Here is a 15,219-nt window from a genome sequence, read left to right on the forward strand (position 1 = left end):
TGAACCCCGGCGCAGCCCGTAACCGCCGCGCCGACCTCGCATCACCTGTCGGTCAGCCGCCGCTCCCCATGGCGGCGACGGACTATCCCCTGCTCTCCCGGAGCCCGGAGAAGGGTCAGCCGATGTTGTTGCCGAAGCTGACGCTGGCGTTGCTCTGGTCGATGGCCGTGAAACCGGAGCCGTTCACGCTTGCGGTGTTGTTCTGATTGGAGGCGCCGGCACCGTTGGCAACCTGCTGACCGGTGGTCGAATTTCCGTGGTTGTCGCCGAGGACGCCGGTCCCCTGCTGGCTGGCGGAGGCCGCGTTCGACCCGTTGTTCGCAAGGCTGCCGTTGTCGGCCTGCGCCACGCCGCTGAAGAGAACGGCCGCGAAGGGCAGGGCGGCGGCGACAGCGATGACGCGGGCAGTACGGGTGCTTGCCATGTTTATTCCTCCTACGGAACACAACTTCGGGATCTGATCTGCTACGTGCCGGATCTGACCTGTTCGCCAACTCCGTTTGTTCACCGGGTGGTTGGCCGACCACCCGGCGCGTGCCTCGACGTCGCGACCTCAGAATTGCCCACCGAATCCCCGGCGAACCCGTCATGAAGGGTCGATTCCCTCGCAAGTATGAGGAACATCGGATAAACCATCTCCACGCCCCAGCGCCCCCACATGCGCCCCCAAACCCTTGTGACCTGCCCCTTTCCCCCCACCCAGCGCACTTCCCCCCTTCCTTTTCTCGAACATTCGTACGAAAATAGAGCCATGGGCACGCCACGAAGCAACGCCGCCGAACCACCGCCCACCGGGCTCCGGACCCCCCTGCGCCCGCTATCGCGCCCGCACCCCGACGCTCACGCCGCCGCCCTCGCCGACGCCCTGCACGCCGCCGCGCACGGTTACGCCGTCATCCCGCTGACCCGCACCAAGCACCCCGCCGTCCGCTCACCGCACCGCGGCCACCCCGAGACACCGCCCTGCCGCGGCGCCTGCGGCCGGATCGGGCACGGCGTCCACGACGCGAGCACGGACCCGCTCGACATCCGCCGGATGTTCGCCGCCGCCCCCTGGGCCACCGGATACGGCATCGCCTGCGGCCTGCCGCCGCACCACCTCATCGGCGTCGACCTCGACACCAAGAACGGCGCCGACGCCTTCACCGCCCTCCGCTTCCTCGCCGAACAGCACCGCTTCCCGCTGCCGCCGACGGTGACGGTCCGCACCCCCAGCGGCGGCCGCCACCTCTGGTACACCGGCCCACCGGCGCCCCCCGTCCCCAACTCCGTCGGACGGCTCGCCCCGGGCATCGACATCCGCGGGGCCGGCGGCTATCTGGTCGGCCCCGGCTCCCTCACGGCTCGCGGCCGCTACGTCCTCGCACCCGGCGCACCCCGCGTGCCCGCACCCGCCCCGCACGCCCTGCTCGCCCTCCTCACGCCCACGCCCCCTGAGCGCCGCGAGACCCGGCCCGCCGTCCCGCCGCAGCCCGGCCCGGCACTCGTACGCTTCGTCCGCACCTCCCCCCGGGGCCAGCGCAACGCCCGCCTCTTCTGGGCCGCCTGCCGCGCCCACGAGGCGGGCCTGGGCCAGGAGCTGGCCGCCCGGCTCGTCGAGGCCGCATGCCATACGGGACTGTCCGAACCGGAGGCGCTCGCGACCCTCGCATCCGCGGCTCGGCGGTGAGGTGCACGGCCGCTCACCTGCGGCGAGGGGAAGGGGGGCGGGAGGGGGCGCGTGGGCTCACACGGAAGCGGCGGGCTTACGCGCCTCGATCAAAAACCGCGTCGTATGGGCCACGAACGGCCCCTCCCGCCTGATCAACTCGTCCAGTTCCCGCAGCCGTTCCCGATATCGCTCGACGGTGAATCCCGGCACCATCCAGATCACCTTCCGCAGAAAGTAGACAACCGCCCCGATATCGAAGAACTCCGTCCGCAGCGACTCCGCACGCAGATCGACCACCTCCAGACCGGCCGCCTCCGCATTCCGCCTGGCGTCCTCGGGATGACGGACCCGCCGTACCTCCTCCGGCTGCGGTCCCAGGAAGTACTCCACCAGCTCGAACACGCTGGCCGGGCCGACCTGTTGGGAGAAATACGTGCCCCCCGGCCGCAGCACCCGCGCAATCTCCTCCCACCACACGGTCACCGGATGACGGCTGGTCACCAGGTCGAACGCGGCATCGGCGAACGGCAGCGGCGGCTCGTCCGCATCGGCCACCACAACGGCGCCGCGCGGATGCAGCAGCGCGGTGGCCTTGGCGACATTCGGCGGCCAGGATTCCGTGGCGACCATCACCGGCGGCATTGTCTCCGCCGCCCCGAGCACTTCGCCGCCCCCCGTCTGAACATCCAGCGCCGCCGACGCCCGCGCCAACCGCCCGCTCATCGCCCGCTGATACCCCCACGAAGGCCGCTCCTCGGTAGCCCTCCCCGCCAGCCACGAAAAGTCCCAGCCCGCGACCGATACGGCGTCAGCCTCGGCCACCAACTCCTCAAACGAACGCGACACACCCATACCGAATAACTCCCACCTGTCCGCTCCTCCCCGTCGACCTAATCTCCCCCACCGACCTACTTCTCCCCCACCTCGCCACTCCCCACCTCATTACTCCCCACCTCATTACTCCCCACCGGGATCATAAATTCCGGCCGATCCCACATCACCACCGGCGGCCTCGCCCATTCCGTGCCGCTCCGCTGGGCTCCCACACTCCGGTAAAACCCCTCGGCAGGCGGATGCGACACCACCCGCACACTGTCAATTCCCGCCCGCCGCGCCTCGGCCCGCATATGCTCGATAAGGCGCCGCCCGATACCCGCCCCCTGGGCATGGTCCGCCACAAAAATCAAATCCAGCTCCGGCGGATCCACGATCAATGAATAAAACCCCAGCAGCCGGTCGGCGTCCGCCTCATCCACCGCCACAAACACCCGATGCGCCTCTACATAATCGGGCCCCACCCGATATCCCTCAACCATCGACGCATAGGGCCCCTGATAGGCCCCGGAACTCCGCACCATCCGGCTGATCCTCTTGACATCCCGCGCCCCAGCCCGCCGAATCACCACCATGACCCCCACCCCACACCCTTCCGCCCGAACCCACTCAATTCCTCTTACTAAGACAGTACTCCACCGCCCCAAATGCACTATGAACCGCACACGCTTCACTCACTCATCCATTTACCTCCTCCCCCAAAAGAGAACACCCACCCTGCCAGGAAAATCCTGACCCCGAGCCCACATCGAAGCCGACGCCATCGCACCATCCAGCCCAACCGGATATCCCGCAACCCAATATCTGACGAGGCCAGGTCACTGGCCACGGAACCGGGCGAAATAAACCTAACTCCCACAAGCCGCACATTAAGAAATTACCCTGGGCGGCGACAACAGCGACAGCTTCTACGTGACGTGCAGCACGAAGAACTCCTCCGGTAACCGCTGGCACTACGGCCAGTCGGAGCACCCCGTCACCGAGAAGAACGGTGCCAAGGGCTGGGTCCACTCCCGCGACATCGTCGGCTGAGCCCATGCGAAAGGGGCGCCCCGTATCAACAGGGCGCCCCTTTCGACCAGCTACATAGCCGACCTCTGCGGAGGCTGTGGGATTTGAACCCACGGTGACGTTGCCGCCACGACAGTTTTCAAGACTGTTCCCTTAGGCCGCTCGGGCAAGCCTCCTCGCGGCACCGGTGTGCGGTGTCGCGGGATCAGACTAGCGCGTCACTTGTCGCCCGTGCGCTGGCCCAGGGTGACTTGGGCGGTGTGCTCCTTGCCGCCGCGCAGGTAGGTGAGGGTGACGTGGTCGCCGGGCTTGTGCTGCCAGATTTCGCTGATCAGGGTCGGACCGCTGTCGATCACGGTGCTGTCGAGCTTGGTGATGGTGTCGCCGGGTCGCAGGCCCGCCTTGTCGGCGGGGCCGTTCGGGGTCACCGAGTCGGAGCCGTTGTTGCCCGTCTGGGCGATGGTGGCGCCGTTGCCGGTGTCCTTCATGCCGACCTGGACGCCTATCTGCGGATAGACCGGCCGGCCGTTCTTGATCAGGTCCTGCGCCACCCGCTTGGCCTGGTCGATGGGGATGGCGAAGCCCAGGCCGATGCTCCCCGACTGCTGCGACTCACCGCCCATGCCGCCGCCGTTGCCGGCCGACTGGATGGCGGAGTTGATGCCGATGACATTGCCGCCGGCGTCCATCAGCGGGCCGCCGGAGTTCCCGGGATTTATCGAGGCGTCCGTCTGGAGGGCGCTCATGTACGAGGCGCTGGCGCCGTCACCGTCGCTGGAGGCCACCGGGCGGTCCTTGGCGCTGATGATGCCGGTGGTGACCGTGCCGGACAGGCCGAAAGGCGCACCGATGGCGATGGTGGCGTCGCCGACCTGGACCTGGGACGACTTGCCGAGGGGAAGAGGGTTGAGCGGGGCGCCCGAGGCGTGCTTGAGCTTGACCACGGCGACGTCATAGCCCTGGGCGCGGCCGACGACCTCGGCGTCGTACTTCTTGCCGTTGGAGAACGTCGCGGTGAGCTTGCCCCCGTCGGCCGCGCTGGAGACGACGTGGTTGTTGGTGAGGATGTGGCCCTGCTTGTCGTAGATGAAGCCGGTGCCCGTGCCGCCCTCGCCGGTCGCGCCCTGCGCCTCGATCGTCACCACGCTGGGCAGCGCCTTCTGCGCTATCCCGGAGACCGAGGTGGGCTTACGGTTCAGCGCCTCGGGGTTGCCGGTCGCGGTGACCGTCGTCGAGCTGCTGTCGTTCTGGCCCGCGGCCCAGAAGCCGATGCCGCCGCCGATACCGCCCGCGACCAGCGCGGCCGCCACGACGGCAGCGATCAGCCCGCCATTACGCCGCTTGGGGGCCGGGCCGCCCGGAACGCCCCAGGGGTCACCGCCGCCACCGTGGAGGCCCCAGCCGCCGCCGGAGGAGCCGTGGCCGGCCGTCGCATATGCAGGGATCTGCGCGGTCGCGTCGGGGTGGGAGGGCCCCGGTCCGCCGGGTGCATGGGACTGCTCCCAGGGGCTGCCGCCGGGCGCGGACGCGAGGGGTGCCGGAGGAATCCTGGCTGTGTCGTCCGGCCGGCCCGCGCCGGTGGCCGGCTCGAAGCCCGGCGGCGGGGGTGCCGCGGGCGGAGCGGCCGGCACGGGCGGGACGTCCGGAGTCTGGGCGCCGGAGGCGGACGCGGGGGCGCTGTCCGACGCCTGCGGCCCGGTCGGCGGCTTGGCCTCCGACGGGACGTCGGCTCCCTCGTTCTCGGTGCTCACAGCTCTCTCCTCAGCTTCACGACTGTGCCGGACCACGGGCCCTCGGGGGCCATGACGTCCCGGTCCGGCGGTTCCTGGGTCCGGGGTGTCCGGTGGTTCCTTCGTCCGGTGGTCTCGCTGTCCGGCAGTTCCTCTTCTGTCCTGGGGATACGGATGCCCTGGGATTGCTGATGCCCCGGGATACGGAACCCAAGGGCCCGAACCGCGAGGCCCGGACCCCCAGCATCAAGGATCCCGCCGACGCGGGCCATACGGGCCATACGGGGCCATTCGGCCCGTACGGGCAGCACGGACCACTACGACACCGTCTCCAGCCTTTCCCACGGCGCGTCAGAGCGCCGTAAGCCGAGGCTGTGACTATCCCCTCATCCTTTATGCCGGACAATTCGGGCGCATCCGCTGCGATGCCCGTCGGGCACCGCGCAACCGTCCCCCGGGTGGCGGATGGCACGATAACTCGGTGAACTATGCACGCCCCGCCCAGGACGCCCGTTCGAGTCCGCCGGTCATTTCCGTCGTCGCCCACCGAGGCGCCTCCGAGGACGCTCCGGAGCACACACTGGCCGCCTACCGCAAGGCGATCGAGGACGGCGCGGACGCCCTGGAGTGCGATGTCCGGCTGACCGCCGACGGGCAGCTGGTGTGCGTGCACGACCGCCGGGTAAACCGCACCTCCAACGGGCGCGGCGCCGTCTCCGCCCTCGAGCTGGCCGATCTCGCCACCCTCGACTTCGGGTCCTGGAAAGAGGGCGCGGACGGCCCGGACACGCTGGACCCCAACGAGGCGCCCGACCGGCAGCACGAGGATCCCGAGCGGACCTCCGTACTGACCCTCGAGCGGCTGCTGGAGCTGGTCGCCGACGCGGACCGCCGGGTCGAGCTCGCCATCGAGACCAAACACCCGACGCGCTGGGCCGGACAGGTGGAGGAGCGTCTGGTCGAGCTGCTCGACCGGTTCGGGCATACAAAACCGGCCAGGGCGGCCGATGAGACGCCGGCGGTCCGGGTCATGAGTTTCTCCGCCCGCTCACTGCACCGCGTACGGGCCGCCGCGCCGGACATTCCCGGCGTTTACCTGATGCAGTTCCTCACCCCGCGGCACCGCGACGGCCGCCTGCCCCCCGGCGTCGGCATCGCGGGCCCCGGCATCCGGATCCTCCGCGCGCACCCGGAGTACGTCGCCAAGGCGCACCGTGCGGGCCATCGCGTGCACGTATGGACGGTCAATGAAGCGGCGGATGTTGAGCTGTGCCGCGACCTGGGCGTGGATGCCGTGATTACAAATCGCCCCAAACTGGTGCGAACTCAACTCGGCCTTACCTAAAGCCCTTCACAGGGTGTGCACCGGCGCATTCGACCCGTATTCGAAGATGTCGAGTGCGTCACTGTGTGCCGCTTGGCCGGTTTCCGGTCCAGTCCATTGGGGCATTCAACCCGTGGCGTGGGGCAAAGGAGGTCTCGGGGGTGGCGTTGGTGGTGGCACAAGAGGTGCCGACGTCGTCGATCATGGCCGTACCCCATGGTCCAGCGGGTGTGGGCATGGCCAGGCGGCGCATGCGTGACGAACTGTTGGCAAGTGGAGTTCAGGACACGGTCGTCGATGACGCGGTTCTTATCCTTTCCGAGCTATTGAGCAATTCGTGTCGGCATGCACGTCCGATATACGACAACGGCTCACCGATTTACGGAAACGGGGCATCGGGCGGCGCCTCACGGGGCGCCCTGCAGGAGTCCGTCCGGGCATCCTGGCGCATCGACGCCCAGGGCCGGCTGACCGTCGCGGTCACGGACGGCGGTGGCCCGACCCGGCCACTTCCGGCCACTCCCTCGGTCACCGCGCACGGCGGCCGCGGACTGGCGATCATCCGGTCGCTGGCCAAGGACTGGGGGGTCCGCGACACCGCCAACGGCGAGGTAACGGTCTGGGCGACCCTGCCGCTTCAGGATTCGTTCGCTACGCGCGTGGACCTGCCGCCCGCATTCCCGGGGGGTCTGGGCGGCGGCCTGCCACCGGGGCTGGCCTTCGCGGACTTCGACGAGCCGTAGACGGGCCGTGGGCGGGCCGTGGGCGGGCCGTGGGCGGGCCGACCGGGCTTCGGACCCACCATGGACGGGCCGACGGGCTTCGGACCCGCCGTTGACGGGCCCCGGATCATCCGTGGCCGGGACGTTGGGCCAACCGGTGCGGGCGGCGACCGGCAGTGCGGCACCGCGGCGGCCCCAGCGCCATAAGCGGCGCAATTTCGGACGCGCTCCTCTAGGCTCGCGCCGAAACGCGCCCGCGCATGTCTGTGCGTGACTCATGTCTCTGCATGGCTCCGGGCGCATCCGGACGCCCAGGAACGACCAGGAGACACCGCCGCCATGGCCAAGAAGCGCCGTCCCCAGCCCCAGGCCGCAGCACCGAAGACAACGGGCGGCGAGGTGCCGGTCGTCGGCGCCCGCGAGCCCTGCCCGTGTGGTTCGGGCCGTCGCTACAAGGCCTGTCATGGCCGACAGGCGGCGCACGCCGTCACCGAGCTGGTGCAGCGCCCCTTCGAGGGCCTGACCGGTGAATGCGACTGGGTGGCGCTGCGCGAGCTGGTGCCCGCCGCCACGGTCGAGTTGACGCTCAAGGGCGGGCTGCCCGAGGGAGTCCCGTCGGTGACGCTGGCGACCGTGCTTCCGATGGCCTGGCCCGCGCTGCGCCGCGACAACGGCGCGGTCCTGCTCGGCCTGCAGAACGACACCTCCTCCGGCGACATCAGCCGCGACCTGGCCGACACCCTCCAGCGCGCACTGACGGCCGAGCCCGGCAGCCCGGTCGCCGCCGGGCGGCCCGCCGCCGACGGCCCGCGGCTGCAGGACCTGCTCGACCCGGACGCGCCGTTCGAGCCGGCCGTCCACACCGGCTTCGAGTTCTGGGTGGAGAACGCCGAGAACGCCACCGGCGAGGTCGCCGCCTCTCTGGAGCGGGCCAACGCCGCGGCCATCCCGACCGCCCGGATCCCCGACCTGGAGGGCGCCTACTGGTGCGAGGCCCCGGAGAAGAACCATCTGCGCTGGGTCACCGCGCACCCCGAGGAGCAGCTGCTGGACGCGCTCGCCCGGCTGCACGCCGCGGGCACCGCCTCGCTCGGCGAAGGCACCCGGCTGGTCGGCTCGTTCCGCGCCCACGGCCTGGTCGTCCCGGTCTGGGACCTGCCGTCCTCGATGGGCGCCGACGAGGTCGCCGGACCGGCCGCGGCGTTCGCCGAGCGGCTGGCCAAGGCGCTGGCCTCCGATGCCCCGCTGACCCCCGAGGAGCGCCGGGCGCGCGGCGGCCTCACCAACCGGCAGATCACCCTGAGCTGACTCCGCCCCCGACCGTGGCAACCCCGGACGCCTCAGAAGTGACACCGGTCACAACTACCTCTACGCGCCGGTAAATAGGCGTCCGGAAATCCACGATCGAATTTGCGAACCGCCGATCTCTTGTTACGGTTCTAAAAGCCCGGTCGCTGGTGCATCCCCCGTCGCCAGCGACCGGGCGCTTCCATGCCCGGACCCGGTCGGCGCTCAGTCCGCCGCCGCAGGTCCTAACCCTCCGCCTCCGGCGTCGAGTTGCCCCCCGAGCGCAGCAGCAGCCGATCCCCCGCCGCGTCCGCGATCTCCGCCACCGCGCCGTACCGCAGCCGGCCCCCGCGCACGCTCGCCCCGGTCGGCGTCTCACACACCCCCGGCTCGTCCGCCGCGGGCACCTCGCAGTGCACCTGCACGGTCCGGCCGTCCGGCCGCAGCAGCGTCAGTACGGCCCGCAGCGGGTCGCCGGTGGGATTGCGGTAGTACGTCCGCGCCCAGGTCTTGCCCTTCTCGGCGAGGACACAGGTCTGCGCTTCGATCCCCTGGGGGGAGGCGAGTTCGGGTCCGCAGCGGGCGGTACGGCCGCCGTCGGAGAGGAGGGGGAGGCCGAGACCGGCGAGGGGGTCGCGGGAATTACCCTCATTTTCGGCCTTGTCGGCGGCCTTTTCGGCCTTTTCGGTCTCGTTACCGACTTTAGCGGCCGCCCCGTTGCCGGCCTTGCCGCCGGCCTCGTTGGCGAATGCGTTCGTGACCTTGTTCGCGGCCTGGTGCGCGACCTTGTTGCCGGCCACGGCAGCGGGCCCGGCAGCACGCTTGGGGAACGCGTCGCCGGCCCGTTCGGCGGTCTCCGCCGGACCTGCCGACGCGGCGGCCAGCGGTACGACGGCGGCGAGCACCGCTGTACCCGCGAGAGAGATCAGGCGGATTTTTGGCGCACGCTGCATGGGACTCACCTGCGGAGCGATTGAAGTGCCGTCGACGACGGCCTGACGGTGCGCCGAACCTATCGGGCCGCGAGGGTGCCCCCGCGCTCCCGGACACCCGTTTCCCGTAGTCGGCCGCGCCGCTCACACCCGTACGGGTGAACCCTCCGAGCGTTCTTTCCAGCCACCCGCCAGGGGCCTGCCGCTGGGCCACCTGCCGGAGGCCGGCCGCTGCCTAATAGGCGAGCCGGCTGCCGCCGTCCGGTGTACCGGTGCTCGCCGCCACCAGGGCGTCGACGACGGTGGTCACCGTCGGCAGCCAGGGCCCGGCCGGTCCGGCGGCCGGCGGCCGCTCCCAGCGCACCTTTCCGGCGGCGATCCCGGACGGCGGCAGCACCACATAGCCGCCCTCGCCATGGAACCGCAGCGAGCTGGGCACCCAGTCCTGGGAGTGCAGCAGCTCGCCCAACTCCGCCAGGTCGTACGGCGATACGAGCAGCGACCAGCGGGTGGGCGTGGCCACCACCGGGCCGATCCGGACGCCGAAGTGGTCCAGGGCCGCCAGCGCCCGCGCCCCGGCGACGGCCGGCAGGCTCACCGCGCACGGCGCGCGGCCGCCGGTGGCCAGCACGATCGGGGCGTCCGGGCGGTTCGCCCACCACCAACGCACCATCCGCTCATCGGTCGTGGCCGCCAGCAGCCCGGGGTCGAAGGGGTGCGCGCCGGGCACCACACAGTCGGGATCGGGACAGCTGCACTGACGGGCGCCCCGGCCGCCGGACCGCAGACCGACACCCGGGAGTACGGGCCACCGCCACTCGGTGGCGCACTGGAGCGCCGCACCGAGCAGTGCCGACCTTCCACCGCGCCGAAACAGGGGCTTGCGTCGCCTTCCGAGGATCTCGCGCATGAGCGCTCGTTCCTTTCCGTTAACGCCGAGGGCTATGTCCATCGCACTACAGGCCGCGGCACACGTACCACTTCACGCAGGTTCACGTGCCGCTTCACGCATGCCGCTGTGTGGCGTTCAAGCGGCCGGGTCGGGGCCCGTACTGCCTGGTCCTGACTGCCTGGTCCTGACTACCTGGTCCTGCACCCCGGGGCCGATCACGTCACGTGGATCTCTTGTCACCGCGTGTACCAAGGCAGCGCATCACGCCGTACATCGAGCGTGGAACGTGGCGGAGGGTGGCGCACGTATGGCGCTTGCGGTTCTGTGGTGCAATCCCGCCACTTGGGAGTGCGTCGCGGTCGTCGTCGTATGAGACGCCCGCGCCCGCTGGAGGGTTCCGGTGCAGGCTCAACTGACCCCGCACCTTTCCGAGTACGTACCCGCCATCGTGCATATGACGCGCTGTCGATGGCCGCCAGTCGACCTCAAATTGACACCTGGGGGGCTATTTTCAGGCCAATCTACAGACCTCGTTGACACCACAAACCCCATCGGGACAATGCTGGACATCACATCGCTGGTGCGTGTACATGTGGAGGCATTGATAGCGGAGCAGCATGACATGGGGGTTTGCGATGCTATTGAGGAAATTGAGCGGCCAAACGTACCGCGCAGTATCACTCAACAAAATGCCGCACTCCCTCACAAGTTGCGGCCTGACCTGGTGTTATACCTGGCCGGACATGAGCCGTCGGCCATGACTATCCCTCACGTACCGAAAGTGGCTGGAATCGAACCAGCACTTCCCGCCCCCGCGCACACTGCCGATCCGCTCACGCCGAAGGCCGCCGCGGACACCTCCTCGGACACCACCGCCAACTCTCCCGACTCCCCCGACCCCCGCGACTCCTGCGAAGCCGCTGGATCCCCCCGGGGCGGCCGTCCGGACGGCTCCGGCCCCGGCTCCCCGGACGTCTCGTGCGTCGATCGCATCGCCGCCGTACAGGACCGGCTCGCCGGCTGGATCTCGGACCTCAGTACGCTGCACGACCTCACCGAACAGCTCGCGGGCACCCGCACGTTGGACGAGGCCCTGCACGAAGTGCTGCGGGCCGGCGCCTCCCTGGTCGGCGCGCGCCGCGGTCTGGTCGTGCTCGCGCCGGCCGACGGGCTCGGCCCGGAGACCACCATCGGCCTCGGCCTCGGCCACGCCGACATCGGACACATCGAGACCATCCCGCGCCGCGCCCTGTCGTACGCGCGGATACTGGACGGCCTCCCGGAGCCGGGCGCCGGCGATGACGCCCGTACGGATGCCGCCGGCGACGCCCGTACCGAGATCTCCGAACCCGACATCCCCGGTGAGAAGGACCTCGACCCCCGTCTGCGCGAAGTCGCCGCCCGGCTCGGGTACGCCGCCAGTTACGCGGTCCCGCTCACCGCCGCCCCCATCGGCAGAACCGGCGCCGCGGTCTGGCTCTACGACGAACCCGCCGCCCCCACCGACCGCCAGCGCCACCTCATCGGCCTCTACCGCGCGCACGCCGCCGAGCACCTCGCCCGGCTCCTCGAACTCCACCGCAGCAAACAGGACACCGCCACGCTCCGTGAGGAGCTGCTGCCCAGCCGGCTGCCGCGGGTTCCCGGCGTACGGCTCGCGGTGCGGCACAGCACCGGGCCGCGCGGCGGCGGGGACTGGTACGACGCGCTGCCGCTCCCGGACGGCGCGCTGGGTCTGGCCGTCGGGTCGGTCACCGGCTCCGGGCCGAGCGCGGTGGCGGCCATGGGACGGCTGCGCGCCTCGCTCCGTGCGTACGCGGTCATGGAGGGCGAGGATCCGGTGGCGGTCCTCTCCGATCTCGAGCTGCTGCTGCGGCTGACCGAGCCCGCCCGCAGCGCCACCGCGCTGTTCGCCTTCACCGAGCCGCCGCCCGGCGCACCGGGCGGACCGCCCGCGCCGCCGATGCCGTCCGGTCTCGACGACCCGTTCCCCCGCAAGCTGGTGATCGCCGGGGCCGGCCACTGTCCGCCGCTGCTGCTCGGCGAGCTGCGGACCGAGTTCGTGGAGACGACGCTGTCCGCGCCGCTGGGCATGCTCGCCTGCTGGGAAGCGCCGAGCGTGGAGATCGAGCTCGCCCCCGGCGAGACCCTGCTGCTCTACAGCGACGGGCTGCTGCATCGCACCGGCGAGGCCATGGACCGCGCGTTCGCCCGGCTGCATGCCGCCGCCGCGAGCGTGCCCAAGGCGAGCCGCCATGATCCGGAGGCGGTCGCCGATCACATCCTGCGCACGATGCTGCCGCACGGCGGGCTGGAGGATCCGACGTCGGAGGAGGATGTGGTGCTGCTCGCAGCGCGCTTCGAGGAGTAGCCGGAGGAGTAGCCGGAGGAGTAGCCGGAGGTCACACCCGCCGCCCCCTGGACCGTTTCCCGTCCGCACATACGATGGATGACGGTTCAGTCTTAAAAGGAGGCATTGTGACCGACGAGCTCACGCCGGAGACCCCGGACGAGGACGAGCAGCCGATCAAGCAGCGCAAGAACGGCCTTTACCCGGGCGTATCGGACGAGCTCGCGGAGAGCATGAAGAGCGGCTGGGCCGACACCGAGCTGCACGATCTGCAGCCGATCGAGCAGGCCCCGAACGCCGCCCGCCGCCGCGCCGCACTGTCCGCGCGCTTCCCCGGCGAGCGCCTGGTGATCCCGGCGGGCACCCTCAGGACCCGCTCCAACGACACCGAGTACAACTTCCGCGCCGCGACGGAGTACGTCTACCTCACCGGCGACCAGACCGACGGCAGCGTGCTGGTCCTGGAACCCCGTAAGAACGCGGCCGACGGCCACCAGGCGACGCTCTACCGCCTGCCCCGCTCCGACCGCGAGAACGGCGAGTTCTGGCTCGACGGCATGGGCGAGCTGTGGGTCGGCCGCCGCCACAGCCTGACCGAGGCCGAGGCGCTGCTCGGCGTCCCCTGCAAGGACGTACGCGAGGTCACCGGCCATCTGGCCGAGGCCACCGGCCCGGTCCGGGTCGTCCGTGGTCACGACGCCGCCCTCGAGGCCGCCCTCAACGACAAGGTCACCGCCGAGCGCGACGAAGAGCTGCGGGTGTATCTGTCCGAGGCCCGGGTGATCAAGGACGAGTTCGAGGTCGGCGAGCTGCAGAAGGCCGTCGACTCGACGGTGCGCGGCTTCGAGGACGTCGTGAAGGTCCTCGACAAGGCCGAGGCCACCAGCGAGCGCTACATCGAGGGAACGTTCTTCCTGCGCGCCCGTGTCGAGGGCTACGACATCGGCTACGGCTCCATCTGCGCCGCGGGCCCGAACGCCACCACCCTGCACTGGGTCCGCAACACCGGCCAGGTCCGCTCCGGTGACCTGCTCCTCCTGGACGCCGGCGTGGAGACCCACACCCTCTACACCGCGGACGTCACCCGCACCCTGCCCATCAACGGCCGCTACTCCGACCTCCAGCGCAAGATCTACGACGCGGTGTACGAGGCCCAGGAGGCGGGCATCGCGGCGGTCAAGCCGGGAGCGGCCTACCGTGACTTCCACGACGCGGCGCAGCGGGTGCTCACCGAGAAGCTGGTCGAGTGGGGTCTGGTCGAGGGACCGGTCGAGCGCGTCCTGGAGCTGGGTCTGCAGCGCCGCTGGACCCTGCACGGCACCGGCCACATGCTCGGCCTGGACGTCCATGACTGCGCCGCGGCCCGCACCGAGGCGTATGTGAACGGCACGCTGGAGCCGGGCGTGGTGCTCACCGTCGAGCCCGGCCTGTACTTCCAGGCGGACGATCTGACGGTGCCCGAGGAGTACCGCGGCATCGGCGTCCGCATCGAGGACGACATCCTGGTGACGGAGGACGGCAACCGGAACCTGTCGGCCGGGCTGCCGCGGCGGTCGGACGAGGTCGAGGAGTGGATGGCGGGGCTGCTCGCGAAGTAGCCGCCGCACGGCGATGACGGCCGGTGGCCCCGCTGAGCGGGGTCACCGGCCGTTGTGCGATTCCGGGGGGTGGGGGGTGTGCCCGGTCTGCGGGGTGTCCGGGGTGGGCGGGGTGGCCGGGATCTCGTGGCCGTCGCCGACCTCCTGGTCATCCCGGGTCTCCTGGCTGTCCGGGGTCTCCTGGCTGTCCGGGGTGTCCGCCTTCTTGTACGCGCCCGCTCGGGCCGCCGCCCAGACGGCGGTGGCGGCGGAATCGGCCAGCGCCATGTCGATGGGGCCGCGGGAGATCAGGATCCGGTAGTAGAAGGGCGCGCCGAGGCCCGTCATCACCATCTCCGGGTCCGTATCGGCGGGCAGCTCGCCGCGCTCGACGGCCCGGTTCACCATCCGGCCGGCCAGCGTCAGCCGTTCCTCGAAGAAATTCCGCAGCACGGTGGCCGCCTGCGCGTCGCGGGCCGCGGCCGAGACCACCGCCTCTATCAGGCTGCGCATCCGCTCGTCCCCGTAGAAGGCGCTTATCGAGCGGGCCAGCGCACGCAGGTCCCCCGGCAGCGTGCCGGTGTCGGGCAGCGGCACACCGGCGCTCAGCCCGGTCAGCAGATCGCAGACCAGTCCCTCGACACCGCGCCAGCGCCGGTAGAGCGTGGCGAGGTGAATTCCCGAGCGCTGGGCGATCTTTTCCATGCTGAGCGCGGCGAAGCCGCCCTCGCCCAACTCCTCGAAGACGGCGGCAAGTACGGCTTGTCGGGTCCGCGCCGTACGTCCCCCGGGGCGGGTCTCCCCCGAGGCCTGGTGCGCAGTGGTCACGGCACCTCCGTATTGCAGTGCGCGTTCACGCCAAGTATTGTCCGAGACAGATTAACGCGAGCAACTTCGCGTTAATCCTGG

Annotated in this window: 13 protein-coding genes and 1 tRNA gene; 6 read left to right on the forward strand and 8 right to left on the reverse strand. The window is 70.6% G+C overall.

The window, feature by feature from the left end; all coding sequences use genetic code 11:
* Nucleotides 1–115: 115 nt before the first annotated feature.
* The gene (locus ACZ4S3_RS13025; protein WP_467931783.1) at nucleotides 116–424 is read right to left on the reverse strand and encodes a hypothetical protein; all 309 of its coding nucleotides are present in this window, start codon (nucleotides 422–424) and stop codon (nucleotides 116–118) included.
* 234 nt (nucleotides 425–658) lie between these two features.
* On the opposite strand from ACZ4S3_RS13025, the gene ACZ4S3_RS13030 reads away from it, so the two are divergent.
* A complete protein-coding gene (locus tag ACZ4S3_RS13030) occupies nucleotides 659–1,669 on the forward strand; it encodes a bifunctional DNA primase/polymerase (protein ID WP_467931784.1) in 1,011 nt (336 codons plus the stop codon).
* Nucleotides 1,670–1,726: 57 nt separating this feature from the next.
* Here the strand turns inward: ACZ4S3_RS13030 and ACZ4S3_RS13035 are convergent, their stop codons facing one another.
* From ACZ4S3_RS13035 to ACZ4S3_RS13050, 4 genes are all read right to left on the reverse strand, one after another.
* Nucleotides 1,727–2,503, reverse strand: coding sequence for a class I SAM-dependent methyltransferase (locus ACZ4S3_RS13035; RefSeq protein ID WP_467931785.1), 777 nt, complete (start codon nucleotides 2,501–2,503; stop codon nucleotides 1,727–1,729).
* A 56-nt stretch (nucleotides 2,504–2,559) separates the two neighbouring features.
* Nucleotides 2,560–3,009, reverse strand: a complete 450-nt coding sequence (locus tag ACZ4S3_RS13040) for a GNAT family N-acetyltransferase (RefSeq protein WP_467931786.1) — start codon at nucleotides 3,007–3,009, stop codon at nucleotides 2,560–2,562.
* A 576-nt stretch (nucleotides 3,010–3,585) separates the two neighbouring features.
* Nucleotides 3,586–3,672: transfer RNA gene (locus ACZ4S3_RS13045), tRNA-Ser, on the reverse strand.
* A gap of 42 nt (nucleotides 3,673–3,714) precedes the next feature.
* Entirely contained in the window at nucleotides 3,715–5,247 is a 1,533-nt protein-coding gene (locus tag ACZ4S3_RS13050; protein WP_467931787.1) for a S1C family serine protease, read from the reverse strand.
* 460 nt (nucleotides 5,248–5,707) lie between these two features.
* On the opposite strand from ACZ4S3_RS13050, the gene ACZ4S3_RS13055 reads away from it, so the two are divergent.
* The 3 genes from ACZ4S3_RS13055 (at nucleotide 5,708) to ACZ4S3_RS13065 (ending at nucleotide 8,580) form a co-directional block, all read left to right on the forward strand.
* Nucleotides 5,708–6,571, forward strand: a complete 864-nt coding sequence (locus ACZ4S3_RS13055; RefSeq protein WP_467931788.1) for a glycerophosphodiester phosphodiesterase — start codon at nucleotides 5,708–5,710, stop codon at nucleotides 6,569–6,571.
* Between the two features lie 140 nt (nucleotides 6,572–6,711).
* Entirely contained in the window at nucleotides 6,712–7,293 is a 582-nt protein-coding gene (locus ACZ4S3_RS13060; protein WP_467931789.1) for an ATP-binding protein, read from the forward strand.
* A gap of 318 nt (nucleotides 7,294–7,611) precedes the next feature.
* The gene (locus tag ACZ4S3_RS13065; protein ID WP_467931790.1) at nucleotides 7,612–8,580 is read left to right on the forward strand and encodes a DUF5926 family protein; all 969 of its coding nucleotides are present in this window, start codon (nucleotides 7,612–7,614) and stop codon (nucleotides 8,578–8,580) included.
* 224 nt (nucleotides 8,581–8,804) lie between these two features.
* Here the strand turns inward: ACZ4S3_RS13065 and ACZ4S3_RS13070 are convergent, their stop codons facing one another.
* Nucleotides 8,805–9,512 (reverse strand): hypothetical protein, encoded by a 708-nt coding sequence (locus ACZ4S3_RS13070; RefSeq protein WP_467931791.1) that lies wholly within the window; start codon nucleotides 9,510–9,512, stop codon nucleotides 8,805–8,807.
* A gap of 214 nt (nucleotides 9,513–9,726) precedes the next feature.
* The gene (locus tag ACZ4S3_RS13075; protein WP_467931792.1) at nucleotides 9,727–10,401 is read right to left on the reverse strand and encodes a bifunctional DNA primase/polymerase; all 675 of its coding nucleotides are present in this window, start codon (nucleotides 10,399–10,401) and stop codon (nucleotides 9,727–9,729) included.
* 541 nt (nucleotides 10,402–10,942) lie between these two features.
* Between ACZ4S3_RS13075 and ACZ4S3_RS13080 the strand changes: the two genes are divergently transcribed.
* Nucleotides 10,943–12,754 carry a PP2C family protein-serine/threonine phosphatase gene (locus ACZ4S3_RS13080; protein WP_467931793.1) on the forward strand — a complete coding sequence of 604 codons (1,812 nt, stop codon included), beginning with the start codon at nucleotides 10,943–10,945 and terminating at the stop codon, nucleotides 12,752–12,754.
* A 107-nt stretch (nucleotides 12,755–12,861) separates the two neighbouring features.
* The gene (locus tag ACZ4S3_RS13085; protein ID WP_467931794.1) at nucleotides 12,862–14,331 is read left to right on the forward strand and encodes an aminopeptidase P family protein; all 1,470 of its coding nucleotides are present in this window, start codon (nucleotides 12,862–12,864) and stop codon (nucleotides 14,329–14,331) included.
* Between the two features lie 42 nt (nucleotides 14,332–14,373).
* Here the strand turns inward: ACZ4S3_RS13085 and ACZ4S3_RS13090 are convergent, their stop codons facing one another.
* On the reverse strand, nucleotides 14,374–15,138 hold the full coding sequence (locus ACZ4S3_RS13090; RefSeq protein WP_467931795.1) for a TetR-like C-terminal domain-containing protein: 765 nt from the start codon (nucleotides 15,136–15,138) through the stop codon (nucleotides 14,374–14,376).
* Nucleotides 15,139–15,219 lie beyond the last annotated feature (81 nt).

Source organism: Streptomyces sp. NPDC028368 (genome assembly GCF_055565615.1).

What these genes read in the sequence shown, in the direction of transcription:
- ACZ4S3_RS13070 (WP_467931791.1), bottom strand. Translation starts at nt 9,512, where the DNA reads ATGCAGCGTGCGCCAAAAATCCGCCTGATCTCTCTCGCGGGTACAGCG.
- ACZ4S3_RS13035 (WP_467931785.1), bottom strand. Translation starts at nt 2,503, where the DNA reads ATGGGTGTGTCGCGTTCGTTTGAGGAGTTGGTGGCCGAGGCTGACGCC.
- ACZ4S3_RS13030 (WP_467931784.1), top strand. Translation starts at nt 659, where the DNA reads ATGCGCCCCCAAACCCTTGTGACCTGCCCCTTTCCCCCCACCCAGCGC.
- ACZ4S3_RS13025 (WP_467931783.1), bottom strand. Translation starts at nt 424, where the DNA reads ATGGCAAGCACCCGTACTGCCCGCGTCATCGCTGTCGCCGCCGCCCTG.
- ACZ4S3_RS13075 (WP_467931792.1), bottom strand. Translation starts at nt 10,401, where the DNA reads ATGCGCGAGATCCTCGGAAGGCGACGCAAGCCCCTGTTTCGGCGCGGT.
- ACZ4S3_RS13080 (WP_467931793.1), top strand. Translation starts at nt 10,943, where the DNA reads ATGCTGGACATCACATCGCTGGTGCGTGTACATGTGGAGGCATTGATA.
- ACZ4S3_RS13040 (WP_467931786.1), bottom strand. Translation starts at nt 3,009, where the DNA reads ATGGTGCGGAGTTCCGGGGCCTATCAGGGGCCCTATGCGTCGATGGTT.
- ACZ4S3_RS13065 (WP_467931790.1), top strand. Translation starts at nt 7,612, where the DNA reads ATGGCCAAGAAGCGCCGTCCCCAGCCCCAGGCCGCAGCACCGAAGACA.